Raw genomic sequence first — 13,914 nt, 5'->3', positions numbered from 1 at the left:
CGCTGTCAAGCCCCTAGAGCTTGGCGCGGCATTTCTGGTGGCGGCCCCGATGATCCTTCTCGTCGACAATTACGACAGCTTCACCTGGAACCTCGTCCACTATCTCGGTGGGCTCGGGGCCGAGGTGGATGTGCGCCGCAACGACACCCTGACCACCGACGAGGCGCTGGCCCTGCGGCCGGAAGCCATCGTCATCTCGCCCGGCCCGGCGACGCCGAACGAGGCCGGCATCTGCCTCGACCTCATCGAGCGCGCCGCCGAAGAGGGCATTCCGGTCTTTGGCGTGTGCCTCGGCCATCAGGCGATCGGCCAGGTGTTCGGCGGCGACGTGGTGCGCGCGCCGGTGCCGATGCACGGCAAGATGTCCCAGATCAGCCATCGCGGCGAGGCGGTGTTCCGCGGCATCAACGGGCCGTTCAAGGCGACGCGCTACCATTCGCTGGTGGTGAAGCGCGACACCCTGCCGGCCGCCCTCGCCGTGACCGCCGAGAGCGAGGACGGGCTCATCATGGGTCTCTCGCACCGCGAGCTGCCGGTGCACGGCGTGCAGTTCCATCCGGAAAGCATCGCCTCCGAGCACGGCCGCACCATCCTCAAGAACTTCCTCGACCTCGCCCGCGCCTGGAACGCCGGCCCACGCCGCTCGCGCGCCGCATGAAGAAAAACAGGTAACTACATGGAAAACCTGAAGGCGCTTATCGGCAAGGTCGCCACCGGCACGGCGCTGACCCGGGATGAGGCGGTCTATGCTTTCGACGTGATGATGTCGGGCGAGGCCACCCCCTCGCAGATCGGCGCGCTGCTGATGGGGCTGCGCGTGCGCGGCGAGACGGTCGACGAGATCGCCGGCGCGGTCGCCACCATGCGCGCCAAGATGCTGCCCGTGAAGGCGCCGGCCGGCGCGGTCGACGTGGTGGGCACTGGCGGCGACGCCTCCGGTTCCTACAACATCTCGACCTGCGCCTCCTTCATCGTCGCCGGCGCCGGCGTGCCGGTCGCCAAGCACGGCAACCGCGCCCTCTCCTCCAAGTCCGGCGCCGCCGATGTGCTGATGGCGCTCGGCGTGAAGATCGACCTGACGCCGGAGGAGATCGCCCGCTGCATCACCGACGCCGGCATCGGCTTCATGTTCGCGCCCGCGCACCACCCGGCGATGAAGCATGTCGGCCCGACCCGGGTGGAGTTGGGCACCCGCACCATCTTCAACCTCATCGGCCCGCTGTCGAACCCCGCCGGGGTCACCCGGCAGATGGTCGGCGTCTTCGCCAAGAGCTGGGTGGAGCCGCTCGCCGAGGTGCTGCGCACGCTGGGCTCGGTCCATGCCTTCGTCGTGCACGGCTCGGACGGCCTCGACGAGATCACCACCACCGGCCCGACCTATGTGGCGGAGCTGAAGGACGGCAAGGTGCGGACCTTCGAGATTACCCCGGAGGAATTCGGCCTAGCCCGCGCCAACCCCGACGCGCTGAAGGGTGGTGACGGCGTCGCCAACGCCATGGCGCTGCGCGCCGTGCTCGCCGGCCAGCCGAGCGCCTATGCCGACGTGGCACTGCTGAACGCCGCCGCGGCGCTGGTCGTCGCCGGCAAGGCGGGCGATATCGCCGCCGGCCTCGCGCTCGCCCGCACCAGCCTTTCCGGCGGCCATGCCGAGGCCGCGCTGGAGCGGCTGGTTGCCGTCTCCAACGCCTGAGCCCACACTAGAGCGCGAGGAGGCCCCATGGCGGACATTCTGGAGCGCATCGGCGCCTATAAGCGCGAGGAGATCGCCGCCGCCAAGGCGGCGCGGCCGCTCGCGAGCCTGCGCGCCGAGGCGGAGGCCGCCTCCCCGCCGCGCGGCTTCCTCAGGGCGATCGAGGCCCGCATCGCCGCCGGGCGCACCGCGCTCATCGCCGAGATCAAGAAGGCGAGCCCGTCCAAGGGGCTGATCCGCCCGGATTTCGATCCGCCGGCGCTGGCCCGCGCCTATGAGGCGGGCGGCGCGGCCTGTCTCTCGGTGCTGACCGACGGCCCGTCCTTCCAGGGCGCACCGGACTATCTCAAGACCGCCCGCGCCGCCTGCGCCCTGCCCGCTTTGCGCAAGGACTTCATGTACGAGGCCTATCAGGTCTATGAGGCGCGCGCCTGGGGCGCCGACTGCATCCTCGTCATCATGGCGGCGGTGGACGACGCGGTCGCCCGCGAACTGGTCGAGACCGCGCATGCGCTCGGCATGGACGTGCTGGTCGAGGTGCATGACGAGGTCGAGCTCGACCGGGCGCTGGCCCTGCCAGCACGGCTCGTCGGCATCAACAACCGCAACCTGCGCACCTTCGAGGTGTCGCTGGAAACCTCCGAACGGCTGGCAAAGCGCATTCCCGCCGACCGCGTGATGGTCGGCGAGAGCGGCATCTTCACGCCGGACGACGTGGCCCGTCTCGCCGGCGTCGGCATCCGCACCATCCTCGTCGGCGAGAGCCTGATGCGGCAGGCGGATGTCGCGAGCGCCACCCGCGCCCTGCTGGCGCCCCCGGCGCTGGCGGCGCAGCCCGCGCGCAAGACTGCGGCGGGCTGACCATGGGCGAAGGCGCCCTCACCCATCTCGACGCCACCGGCGCAGCCAACATGGTCGATGTCGGCGACAAGGCTGTCACCGACCGCCTGGCCGTCGCCGAAGGCCGCGTCGCGATGCGGCGGGAGACGCTCGACCTCATCCGCGCCGGCAACGCCAGGAAGGGCGACGTGATCGGCACCGCACGGCTCGCCGGCATCATGGCGGCGAAGCGCACCCATGAGCTGATCCCGCTCTGCCATGCGCTGTTGCTCTCGAAGGTCGCCGTCGAGATCGAGCCCGACGACGCCCTGCCTGGCCTCGTGGTGCGCGCCAGCGTGCGCACCACCGGCCAGACCGGGGTCGAGATGGAGGCGCTCACCGCCGTCTCGGTCGCCTGCCTCACCGTCTACGACATGGCGAAGGCGGTCGACCGCGGGATGCGCATCGAGGCGATCCGCCTGATCGAGAAGGACGGCGGCCGCTCCGGCCACTGGCAGGCGGACTGACGTGCCATGAATTCCGCGTCCACAGCTTCCCCATCGACGGGTCTGATGCCGGTCGAAGAAGCGCTCGCCCGCGTGCTGGAAGGCGCCGGACGCCTCAGCACCGAGCGGGTGTCGCTGCCCGACGCCTATGGCCGCGTCCTCGCCGCGCCGGTCGTCGCCCGCCGCGACAATCCCGCCGCCGATGTCTCCGCCATGGACGGCTATGCGGTCCGGGCCGCCGATGTCGCCACCGTGCCGGCGACACTGCGCCTGATCGGCGAGGCCGCCGCCGGCCGTCCCTTCGATGGCGAACTGCCGCCTGGCGCCACCGCCCGCATCTTCACCGGCGGCGTGCTGCCGCGCGGCGCTGACGCCGTGGTGATCCAGGAGGACACCACGCGCGAGGGTGACGCCGTCACCATGCAGGAGGCATCCTCCCCCGGCCGGCACGTACGGCGCGCGGGTGGGGATTTCGCCGCCGGCAGCGTCGTCATGGAGGCCGGCCGCCGCCTCACCGGCCGCGACCTGATGCTGATCGCCGGCGCCGATTGCGCCGAGGTCGAGGTGGCGCGGCGACCTCGGGTCGGCGTGCTCTCAACCGGCGACGAGCTCGCCCGCCCCGGCACCGGCGCCGGCCCGCACCAGGTCATCCTGTCGAACATCTACGGCGTCGGCGCGCTGGCCTATGGCGCCGGAGCCGATGTCCACGATCTCGGCGTGCTGCCGGATCGGCTCGACGCCACCCGCGCCGGCGTGCGCGCCGCCCTCAAGGCAAGGTTCGACCTGCTGGTGACGACCGGCGGCGCCTCGGTCGGCGACCACGACCTCGTCGCCCCGGCGCTCAAGGAGGAAGGCGTCACCCTCGCCGTGCACAAGATCGCGCTGCGCCCGGGCAAGCCGCTGATGTTCGGACAGGGAGCGGCGACGCGCGTGCTCGGCCTGCCGGGCAACCCGGTCTCCGCCTATGTCTGCGCGCTCCTCTTCCTGGTGCCGCTGCTGCGCCGCCTGCAGGGCGAGGACGTGCCCGCCGGCCTGCCGCTGGCTCCCGCCGAACTCGCGGCCGACGTGAAGGCCAATGACCGCCGCATGGATTTCATGCGCGCCGAGATTATCGGCCACGGCCCCGCCGGCCCGCTGGTCCGCCCGCTTCCCGTGCAGGATTCCTCGATGGTGAGCGTGCTGGCAAAAGCCGACGCGCTGCTGGTGCGCGCGCCGAACGCCCTGGCGGCGGTGAAGGGCGAGCCCTGCCAGATCATCCCGCTAGTCGACTGAGCCGGCGGCGCGGCCCGTTCCCTGCATGGCGCGCGGCACAGCAGGAAACAGGCCGATGCAGATCAATCTTCCCGAAATCGTCGCCGAGGTCGAAGCCGCCTTCGCGCAATATGAGCGCGCGCTCGTCTCCAACGACGTCGCGACGCTCGACGCGCTGTTCTGGGACAGCCCGCACACGGTGCGCTATGGCGGCGGCGAGAATCTCTACGGCTATGCCGCCATCATGGCCTTCCGCGCCGCCCGCTCGCCGGTGGGGCTGGAGCGCAGCATCGACCGCACCGTTATCACCACCTATGGCCGCGACATGGCGACCGCCTCGACGCTATTCCGCCGGCAATCCTCGCCCGGCATGGTCGGCCGCCAGATGCAGACCTGGATGCGCACCGAGGCGGGCTGGAAGGTGGTCGCTGCCCACGTCAGCGTCATTCCCGAGCCGAAATAGCGCCGCTGCCGCTGGCTTCACCACGGCCATTATGTTTGCATGGGCCCGAGACAGGGGGCGACTCGCCCGCCACATCCGAGCCCTCGCCGCCCGTTCCGCGACCGAAATCCGCCGCCATGTCCTCCACGCCGCCCAGTGTCGTACAGATCGCCGAAATCTCCGGCGAGGCGCGGCGCGTGACCCGCGCGGAGGGCCTGCGCTTCCAGATTGCCGACGAGATCACCCGCGGGCTGCTGGCGCCCGGCACCACGCTCGACGAGACCGCGCTCGCCGCCCGCTTCGGCGTCTCGCGCACGCCGGTGCGCGAGGCCATCCGCGAGCTCACGGCCTCCGGCCTCGTCGAGAGCCGGCCGCATCGCGGCGCCGTGGTGGCGCGGCCGAGCGCCGAGCGGCTGCGTGCCATGTTCGACGTCATGGCCGAGCTGGAGGCGCTGTGCGCCGGGCTGTCGGCGCTCAACATGACGCCTGCGGAGCGACGACGGCTCGAGGCCCTGCACATCGACATGGCCGACCTGATGCGCCAGGGCGACTTCGTCGGCTACCGCGAGGCCAACGAGACCTTCCACACCTCGATCTATGACGGCAGCCACAACGACTATCTCGAGGAGATCACGCTCGGCACGCGGGTGCGCCTGTCGCCCTTCCGCCGCGCCCAGTTCCATGCGCTGGGGCGCCTCGCCCTGTCGCATACCGAGCACGATCTGGTGGTCACCGCGATACTGCGCGGCGACCGGCAGGGCGCCGCGAACGCCATGCGCAGCCATATCGCCATCGTGCACGACGCCTATGAGCAGTTCGCGCAAACCATCTGATTTCAGATCGTTACGGCGCTTTCCTGAATCCGGATGTCAGGCCACGCCGACCGCCACGGGCGCGGCCTCGGCGGCGAGATAGGCGCGCCAGCCGCCGAGCACGGTGATGTCGCGGATGCCCTGCAGCGCCGCCACCTCCATGAGGAAACCCTTCACCGAGCTGCCGTCCTCCAGCACCACCGTGCCGATGCCGAGCGGCGGCAGGATCCTGGCGACGAGACGGCCGAACGCCTCCAGCGGCAGCGACCAGATCTCGCAGGCCAGCGGCGCTCCCCGGCCGGGCTCCACCCGCAGCACTCCGGGCCGCGCCACGCGGCCGCCGGGCAGCAGGAACATCCGGTAGTCCGCACTGGTGCGCGCCGCGCGCAGAAAGGCGCCGCCGCCTTCGACGAGTTCGCCGTTCAGCGGCAGCCCGGCGAGGTGCGCCCCGAAAACCGCGACCTCGACCTGCCCCGCCCCGACGTGCCGCTCCGGGGCTCCGCGAGGCCGCTGCGCGCGACCGGTGGCGCCGAGCGGCAGGCCGGTCGCCGCATGGAAGGCCGCGCCGATCGCCGCGAGATGGGCGTCGCGGCCGGCGGGCGCGAGGAAGGTGACACCCCACGGTGCGCCGTCCGGGCGCATCTCGGAGGGCACCGCCAGCCCGCACATGTCGAGCAGGTTCACGAAATTGGTGTAGACGCCGAGATTGCTGTTCAGCCGCACCGGATCGGCGTCGATCTGCTCCGGCGTATAGACGGTCGGCAGGGTCGGCACCATGAGCGCGTCGAGCCCGGCGAGGGTCTCCGTCGCCTGCGCCCGCAGCTCCGCCAGCCGGTATTGGCCGCGGAACGCCTCCACTGCGCTGAAGCTGGCGCCCCGCTCGATGATGGACCGCACGACCGGATGGATGGCGTCGGGCCGCGCCTCCAGGAATGGGCCGACAGCGGCATAGCGCTCGGCGATCCACGGGCCTTCATAGAGCAGGCGCGCCGCCTCGAAAAACGGCGCCATGTCGATCTCGACGATCTCGGACCCGAGCGCCCGCGCTCGCGCCACCGAACGCTGGAACGCCGGCTCGGACAGGCGATCGCCGAAACTCGGCCGGTCGCCGGCGCGCGGAATGCCGAGCCGCAGCGCGGGCGGGCATTCGCCCGGCTGGCCGACCGGCAGCGGCCGCGAATAGGGGTCCGACGGATCGACCCCCGCCATCGCCCGCAGCACGCTCCAGGCGTCGGCGACGTCGAGCGCGAAGACCGAGATGCAGTCGAGAGAGCGGCAGGCCGGCACCAGGCCGGCGGTGGACACGAGACCGCAGCTCGGCTTGAGCCCGACAATGTTGTTCAGCCCGGCCGGCACGCGGCCGGAGCCCGCCGTATCAGTGCCGAGCGCGAAGGGCACCAGCCCGGCTGAGACCGCGACTGCCGATCCCGAGCTCGACCCGCCGGGGATGAGGTCCGGCCGCACCGGGTTGCGCGGCGTGCCATAGGGCGAGCGGCGCCCGACCAGGCCGGTGGCGAACTGGTCGAGATTGGTCTTGCCGATCACGACCGCACCGGCCCGCTTCAGCCGCGCGACGCTGGCAGCGTCGCGGGTGGCGACATAGGCGAAGTCCGGGCAGGCGCAGGTGGTCGGCAGTCCGGCGACGTCGATATTGTCCTTCACCGCGAAGGGCACGCCGTAGAGCGGCAGGCGCCGCGCCTCGGCGCCGGACAGGGCTCTGAGCGCCGAGGCCAGCATCTCCTCGCTGCTGAGCGCGGTGAACACGGCCGCGTCGTCATGCGCCGCGATGCGCGCGAGACAGGCAGCGATCGTGGCCTCCGGATTGAGCTCGCCCGAACGGTGCGCCGCAACGATCTCCGCAATAGTCATGGTCACGCGCTGCCCCCGGCCCGTTGCTGCCACGCACAATATGCCGTCAGCATAGGCACGTGGCAACGTATTGCATACAACGTTCCGGCCCCGTCCCGCGTTAGCGTCATATTTACCGTTGTGGAACACAAAAGGAACGGGTAGTGTTTGTTCGTGATTTGTTTCACTTTCCGGTTGCGCATCCGGATCGATCGAGGACCTCCATGCTCACCCGAAAACAGCATGAGCTGCTGCGCTTCATCCATGAACGGCTGAAGGAAACCGGCGTCCCTCCCTCCTTCGAGGAGATGAAGGAGGCGCTCGATCTGCGCTCCAAATCCGGCATCCACCGGCTGATCACGGCGCTCGAGGAGCGCGGCTTCATCCGCCGCCTGCCGAACCGCGCCCGGGCGCTGGAGGTGGTACGGCTGCCGGAGAGCGTGCAGCAGCCGATTCGGCAGGCCCGCAACTTCGCCCCGAGCGTCATCGAAGGCAGCCTCGGTCGCGTCCGCCCCCCCGCCCCCGAGGATGACGGCAGCCGCTCGGTGCCGATCCCGGTGATGGGCCGCATCGCCGCCGGCACGCCGATCTCGGCGATCCAGTCGCGCAGCCACACCATCTCGATGCCGGCGGACATGCTCTCCACCGGCGAGCATTACGCGCTCGAGGTGCGCGGCGATTCGATGATCGAGGCCGGCATCCTCGACGGCGACCTCGCCCTGATCCGCAAATGCGACAGTGCCGACACCGGCGAGATCGTCGTCGCGCTGATCGACGACGAGGAGGCGACGCTGAAGCGCCTGCGCCGGAAAGGCGCCTCGATCGCGCTGGAGGCGGCCAACCCGGCCTATGAGACGCGCATTTTCGGCCCCGACCGCGTGCGCATCCAGGGCCGGCTGGTCGGTCTGTACCGACGCTACTGACCCCTGGCTGTACCGAGGCTACTGAGCGGCCCGACCGTCCATTGCATCGTGCCGATCGCCCCGTTCGGTAGGCGGCTCCGCATCGACCGGAAACAAGTTCGCAGGGAAACGAGGTCCGCAGATCAGGGCGGCGCCGGCAGCATCTGCCCGTCCGGCTCCTCGTCGGGCCTGGCCGGAGCGGGATCGAGAACGACTTCGGCTTGCCGAGTAACAGCCGGCAGCCATGGGCGCTGCTGTGCCGGATCGCGCGCCGGCACGATCGTGATCGGCCCCTCGCGCGGCACGACCAGACCCGCGGCGCCTTTCGGCCGCTGCGGGTCGGTACGGATTATCAGGGCCTTGCAGTCGCGTGGCGGCGCATATGGGGTGACCACCGCCGCTGCGAGCCGGCAGTCGTCGGCGAGAGAATCGCGCGAGGCCGACCACGCCACCACCCGGCCATTGACGGTGAGCGTGCAGCCGAGCGGATCGCAGCGCCGGCCCGCGCTCGAAACGGAGGTCGCGTCGCGCTCGCCGATCGCCGCCCGCCATTGCCCGGCGGCGAAGCGTTCCGCGAGCTTCTCAGGAGCCGCATCGCCGATCAGCACGAGATGCCCGTCCTCCCCCCGCGCGCCGACCATCCGCCCCTGCGCGTCGATGAACGCGTCCGGCAGCCGCGCCGCGCCGACGCCGAGCAAGGCGAGGCCGAACAGGACCGCCGGCACCGCATGGACCAGCCGGCTCCTCAGCAGGCAGAGGCTGACCAGCGCCAGCGACATCAGTACCAGCGCCGTGGCCGGGAACGCCTCGACGCCGCGATCGGCGCCCGGTATCGCCGCCACGGCGTCCGATATGGCGGTCATCATGTCGATGCCCCACCCCATCGCCCACCAGGCCGGACGGTCGAGGCCGAACGGCATCAGCAGCGCGCCGATCAAACCGAAGGGCATTACCACGAAGGACACCACCGGCGCCGCCGCGAGGTTCGCCACCAGGCTGAGCGGCGCCAGGCGCTGGAAATGGAAGGCAGCATAGGGTGCCGTCGCAAGGCCGGCGGCGAGCGAGGTCAGCACCACGGCGCCGACGTAGCGCGCCACCCTGCCCTGCAGCACCGAGCCGGCCTCGGCGCCGCCGGAGAGCAGGCGCCGGCCGAACGCCTCATGCGCCGCGACCAGCGCCAGGGTGGCGGCGAAGGACATCTGCGTGCCGGGATCGAGCAGCGCCGCCGGCGACAGCACCAGCACCGCCAGCGCGGCGATGGCGAGCGTGCGCAGGGTGAGGGCCGGCCGCCCGATCACGATTCCGGCCAGCACGATCAGCGTCATCGCATAGGAGCGCTGCGTCGCCACCTCGGCGCCGGACAGCAGCAGATAGAACGTCGCGCCCAGGATGGCGGGCACGCTCGCCCAGGCCTTGATCGGATGGCGCAGCGCGAGACCGGGCGCGAGCGCCATCAGCCCGCGGGCGAGGAAGAACAGCGTGCTCGCCACCAGCGCCATGTGCAGGCCGGAGATCGACAACACATGCGACAGGCCGCATACGCGCATCGATTCCTCGATCGCTTCCGGCACGGCGTCCCGCGAGCCGGTCACCAGCGCGGCGGCGATGCCGCCGGTCGCCTCCGGCAGCGCCGCGCGGATGCGCTCGCCCATGGCGCGGCGCACGCCGTCGAGCCAGGCGAGGACCTGCAGCGACCATGGCGCCGGCACGGGCGCGGCGCTCATCTCGACCCGCCCGACCGCGAAGCCGGTGGCGCCGATCCCGTCGAACCATGCGTCGCGGCCGAAATCATAGCCGCCGGGATAGGCCGGCCCGGGTGGCGGCCCCAGCGTCGCGCGCAGCGTGACGTGGCTGCCGACCTCCGGCAGCCGATTGCCGCCGACCGACACGCGCACCCGGCGCGGCGGCTCGGCCGCGCGTTCCAGCGCGGTGACGAGCAGCACGACGCGCCCGCCACTCGCCCGCATCTCCGCGCGCTCCACGAAACCGGAGACCTTCGCCGCCCGCACCGGCTCGGCCAGCACCGGATGCGACAGCCGCGCCACCTGCAACGTCGAGATGCCGAAACCGGCGGCGACCGCGGTCAGCGCGCCGAACAGATAGAAGGCGCCGGCGCGATGGCGCGCGAGGAAGGCGAGCGTGCCAAAAAAAGCCGCCACCAGCATCCCCGCCGGCAGCCACGGCTCGCGATCGGCAAGAAAATAGAGGCCGACCCCGGCCCCGAAGGCCACGGGCAGCCACAGAAAGGCCCGGCGATTCTCGACTTCCGTGGCGAGCGCGGCGCCCAGCCAGGCGGACGCCTGCGCCAGCCCGGGCCATCGCCCGAGGAGCCGGCGGTTCGGCCACCATGCGGCCGAGCCTGCGCCGATGACGAGGGCGCGGGCGAAGCCGCCCCGCCGGGGTCCCGATCGGGCACCCGGCACGCCTTCGCCGCTCGGATCGGTCGCCCCCGCCACCGCTCTCGCCCCGACCTCGCCGCTGTCCGGCCCGCTCCGGGACCGCGTCGCGGCGTGCTTGTTTTCCCCTTCTCCCGCCTATGCTACACGCTCCGCTCCCGCCCGCCATGCATGAGGCCGCGCGCGAGGCCAGCCCTTCCGCGCCGTGAGACCGCCGATGTCCGAGACCGTGATTACACGCTTCGCCCCCTCCCCGACCGGCTTCCTGCATATCGGGGGCGCGCGCACCGCGCTGTTCAACTGGCTCTACGCCCGCGCCAAGGGCGGACAGATGCTGCTGCGCATCGAGGACACCGACCGGCAGCGCTCCACCCCGGAGGCGATCGAGGCGATCATCGACGGGCTCACCTGGCTCGGCATCGACTGGTCGGGCGACGTCGTCTACCAGTTCGCCCGCGCCGCGCGGCACCGCGAGGCGGTCGAGGAGATGCTCGCCAAGGGTCACGCCTATCCGTGCTACGCCACCGCCGCGGAGCTGGAGGAGATGCGCGAGACCGCCCGCAAGGAAGGCCGCGCGCCGCGCTATGACGGCCGCTGGCGCGACCGCGACCCGTCCGAGGCGCCCGCCGGCGCCAGGCCCGCCATCCGCCTGAAGGCGCCCACCGAGGGCGAGACGGTGATTGACGACCTCGTGCAGGGCCGCGTCGTGTTCCAGAACAAGGAGCTCGACGACCTCGTGCTGCTGCGCTCCGACGGCACCCCGACCTACATGCTGTCGGTGGTGGTCGACGACCACGACATGGGCGTCACCAACATCATCCGCGGCGATGACCACCTCACCAATGCCGCGCGCCAGACGCAGATCTACCATGCGCTTAGCTGGCAGGTGCCGAAGATGGCGCATATCCCGCTCATCCACGGGCCGGACGGCGCCAAGCTCTCGAAGCGCCATGGCGCGCTCGGTGTCGATGCCTATCGCGCCATGGGCTATCTGCCGGCGGCGCTGCGCAACTATCTGGTGCGTCTCGGCTGGAGCCATGGCGACCAGGAGATCTTCTCGACCGAGGAGATGAGCTCCCTGTTCGATCTCGACCGGGTCGGCCGCTCGGCCGCGCGCTTCGACTTCGCCAAGCTCGAGAACCTGAACGGCATCTATATGCGCGCGACGCCGGATGCCGAGCTGATGCAGGCCATCGACGCGCTGCTGCCGCACCTGCCGAACGGCGCGGAGATCGCCGACCGGCTCACGCCGTTCAAGCGCGACCAGCTTCTCGCCGCCATGCCAGGCCTCAAGGAGCGCGCCAAGACGCTGATCGAGCTCATCGACAGCGCCGCCTACATCATCGAGGACCGCCCGCTCGCCATCGAGCCCAAGGCGCAGGCCCTGCTCACCGACGAGGCCCGTGCCCTGCTTGGCAAAACGGCCGAGGCACTGGCCGGGCTCGACGACTGGTCGGCACCGGCGATCGAGGGTGCGGTGCGCGCGGTTTCCGAGGCCGCCGGCGTCAAGCTCGGCGCCATCGCCCAGCCGCTCCGCGCCGCTGTCACCGGCAAGACAACCTCCCCCGGTATCTTTGACGTGCTCGTCGTGTTGGGCAAGGATGAGAGCCTCGCGAGGCTCGCGGACCAGACCGGCATCCCGGCCTTCGGCTGACGCTCCGTCGTCGGATTTTGTGCGTGTGCGAAGGCCGGAATCCGGCATTCTGCCTGACGCTTGACCGGCATCGAGATACCCTGTTCGCTGCGCTTGCGAGCGGGTAGCGAAAGGATTAGGACTTTCCTGTTCGGCCTAACCGGGGGGCAGGCCTCGAACGCGAAAGAGCGGCTTGAACATGGCCACGATGTGCGGCTTTGCCGGTTTCGGCAGTTTCGCGCGCTTTGTTTGATCGGTTTCAGTGGGCTTCAGGGAGATCCAGCATGGACGCCATTTCAAAGGCATCGAAATCCGCGACCTTGACGATTGGCAATGAGAGCTGGGACCTCCCGGTGATGGCGGGCACCATCGGCCCCGACGTCATCGATATCGGCAAGCTCTACGGGCAGACCGGGATGTTCACCTACGATCCCGGCTTCACCTCGACGGCGAGCTGCGAGAGCCAGATCACCTATATCGACGGCGATGCCGGCGTGCTGCTCTATCGCGGCTATCCGATCGAGCAGCTCGCCGAGAACGGCGACTTCCTCGAGACCTGCTACCTGCTGCTCTACGGGGAGCTGCCGACCGCCGCCCAGAAGGCGGATTTCGATTTCCGCGTCACGCGCCACACCATGGTGCACGAGCAGATGAGCCGGTTCTTCCACGGCTTCCGCCGCGACGCGCACCCGATGGCGGTCATGGTCGCCTCGGTCGGCGCCCTGTCGGCCTTCTACCACGACAGCACGGATATCTCCGACCCGCAGCAGCGGATGATCGCCTCGATCCGCATGATCGCGAAGATGCCGACGCTGGCGGCGATGGCCTACAAATACACCATCGGCCAGCCCTTCGTGTACCCGCAGAACGACCTCGACTACGCCTCGAACTTCCTACGCATGTGCTTCTCGGTGCCGTGCGAGACCTACAAGGCCAATCCGGTTCTTGCGCGCGCCATCGACCGCATCTTCACCCTGCATGCGGATCACGAGCAGAACGCCTCGACCTCGACGGTACGCCTCGCCGGCTCCTCCGGCGCCAACCCCTTCGCCTGTATCGCCGCCGGTATCGCCTGCCTCTGGGGCCCGGCCCATGGCGGCGCCAACGAGGCCGCGCTGAAGATGCTCGGCGAGATCGGCTCGGTCGACCGCATTCCCGAATTCATCAAGCGCGCCAAGGACAAGAACGACCCGTTCCGGCTCATGGGCTTTGGTCACCGGGTCTACAAGAACTACGATCCGCGCGCCAAGATCATGCAGAAGACCTGCCACGAGGTGCTCGGCGAGCTCGGCATCAAGGACGATCCGCTGCTCGATATCGCCGTGGAGCTGGAGCGCATCGCGCTGCAGGACGAGTATTTCGTCGACCGCAAGCTCTACCCGAACATCGACTTCTATTCCGGCATCACGCTGCGGGCGCTGGGCTTCCCGACCTCCATGTTCACCGTGCTGTTCGCCGTCGCTCGCACCGTCGGCTGGATCGGCCAGTGGAAGGAGATGATCGAGGATCCCGGCCAGCGCATCGGCCGCCCGCGCCAGCTCTACACCGGCGCCACCGAGCGCGACTACGTGCCGATCGCCCGCCGCAAGTGACGCGGCGCCGCTCCGAAGCGGCT

Annotated in this window: 12 protein-coding genes; 10 read left to right on the top strand and 2 right to left on the bottom strand. The window is 70.5% G+C overall.

The window, feature by feature from the left end:
- The first annotated feature begins 49 nt into the window (after positions 1-49).
- The 7 genes from U742_RS0118885 to U742_RS0118855 all read left to right on the top strand — a co-directional run bounded on the left by U742_RS0118885 (position 50) and on the right by U742_RS0118855 (position 5,541).
- Positions 50-658 (top strand): anthranilate synthase component II, encoded by a 609-nt coding sequence (locus tag U742_RS0118885; protein ID WP_029355872.1) that lies wholly within the window; start codon positions 50-52, stop codon positions 656-658.
- An 18-nt stretch (positions 659-676) separates the two neighbouring features.
- Positions 677-1,690, top strand: a complete 1,014-nt coding sequence (gene trpD / locus U742_RS0118880; RefSeq protein WP_029355870.1) for an anthranilate phosphoribosyltransferase — start codon at positions 677-679, stop codon at positions 1,688-1,690.
- Positions 1,691-1,717: 27 nt separating this feature from the next.
- Positions 1,718-2,551, top strand: a complete 834-nt coding sequence (trpC, locus tag U742_RS0118875; RefSeq protein WP_029355869.1) for an indole-3-glycerol phosphate synthase TrpC — start codon at positions 1,718-1,720, stop codon at positions 2,549-2,551.
- 2 nt (positions 2,552-2,553) lie between these two features.
- The gene (gene moaC / locus U742_RS0118870; protein ID WP_029355866.1) at positions 2,554-3,036 is read left to right on the top strand and encodes a cyclic pyranopterin monophosphate synthase MoaC; all 483 of its coding nucleotides are present in this window, start codon (positions 2,554-2,556) and stop codon (positions 3,034-3,036) included.
- Positions 3,037-3,081: 45 nt separating this feature from the next.
- The gene (glp, locus tag U742_RS0118865) at positions 3,082-4,287 is read left to right on the top strand and encodes a molybdopterin molybdotransferase MoeA (protein WP_029355864.1); all 1,206 of its coding nucleotides are present in this window, start codon (positions 3,082-3,084) and stop codon (positions 4,285-4,287) included.
- A gap of 55 nt (positions 4,288-4,342) precedes the next feature.
- Positions 4,343-4,729, top strand: a complete 387-nt coding sequence (gene hpxZ, locus U742_RS0118860) for an oxalurate catabolism protein HpxZ (protein ID WP_029355862.1) — start codon at positions 4,343-4,345, stop codon at positions 4,727-4,729.
- A gap of 116 nt (positions 4,730-4,845) precedes the next feature.
- Positions 4,846-5,541 carry a GntR family transcriptional regulator gene (locus tag U742_RS0118855; protein ID WP_051661332.1) on the top strand — a complete coding sequence of 232 codons (696 nt, stop codon included), beginning with the start codon at positions 4,846-4,848 and terminating at the stop codon, positions 5,539-5,541.
- A 36-nt stretch (positions 5,542-5,577) separates the two neighbouring features.
- Here the strand turns inward: U742_RS0118855 and atzF are convergent, their stop codons facing one another.
- Positions 5,578-7,389: an allophanate hydrolase gene (gene atzF, locus U742_RS0118850; RefSeq protein ID WP_248310435.1), complete on the bottom strand. Its 1,812-nt coding sequence runs from the start codon at positions 7,387-7,389 to the stop codon at positions 5,578-5,580.
- A 203-nt stretch (positions 7,390-7,592) separates the two neighbouring features.
- Between atzF and lexA the strand changes: the two genes are divergently transcribed.
- Positions 7,593-8,291 carry a transcriptional repressor LexA gene (gene lexA / locus U742_RS0118845; RefSeq protein WP_029355857.1) on the top strand — a complete coding sequence of 233 codons (699 nt, stop codon included), beginning with the start codon at positions 7,593-7,595 and terminating at the stop codon, positions 8,289-8,291.
- Positions 8,292-8,413: 122 nt separating this feature from the next.
- Here the strand turns inward: lexA and U742_RS0118840 are convergent, their stop codons facing one another.
- Entirely contained in the window at positions 8,414-10,726 is a 2,313-nt protein-coding gene (locus tag U742_RS0118840; protein ID WP_051661331.1) for a ComEC/Rec2 family competence protein, read from the bottom strand.
- Positions 10,727-10,883: 157 nt separating this feature from the next.
- On the opposite strand from U742_RS0118840, the gene gltX reads away from it, so the two are divergent.
- Together gltX and gltA are read left to right on the top strand one after the other, a co-directional pair.
- Positions 10,884-12,320: a glutamate--tRNA ligase gene (gene gltX / locus U742_RS0118835; protein WP_029355853.1), complete on the top strand. Its 1,437-nt coding sequence runs from the start codon at positions 10,884-10,886 to the stop codon at positions 12,318-12,320.
- A 263-nt stretch (positions 12,321-12,583) separates the two neighbouring features.
- Positions 12,584-13,891 carry a citrate synthase gene (gltA, locus tag U742_RS0118830; protein WP_029355850.1) on the top strand — a complete coding sequence of 436 codons (1,308 nt, stop codon included), beginning with the start codon at positions 12,584-12,586 and terminating at the stop codon, positions 13,889-13,891.
- Positions 13,892-13,914 lie beyond the last annotated feature (23 nt).

This window comes from Allobosea sp. 117 (genome assembly GCF_000702305.1).
Classification (GTDB): Bacteria; Pseudomonadota; Alphaproteobacteria; order Rhizobiales; family Xanthobacteraceae; genus Ancylobacter.
This window is presented reverse-complemented; position numbering and strand designations above follow the sequence as displayed.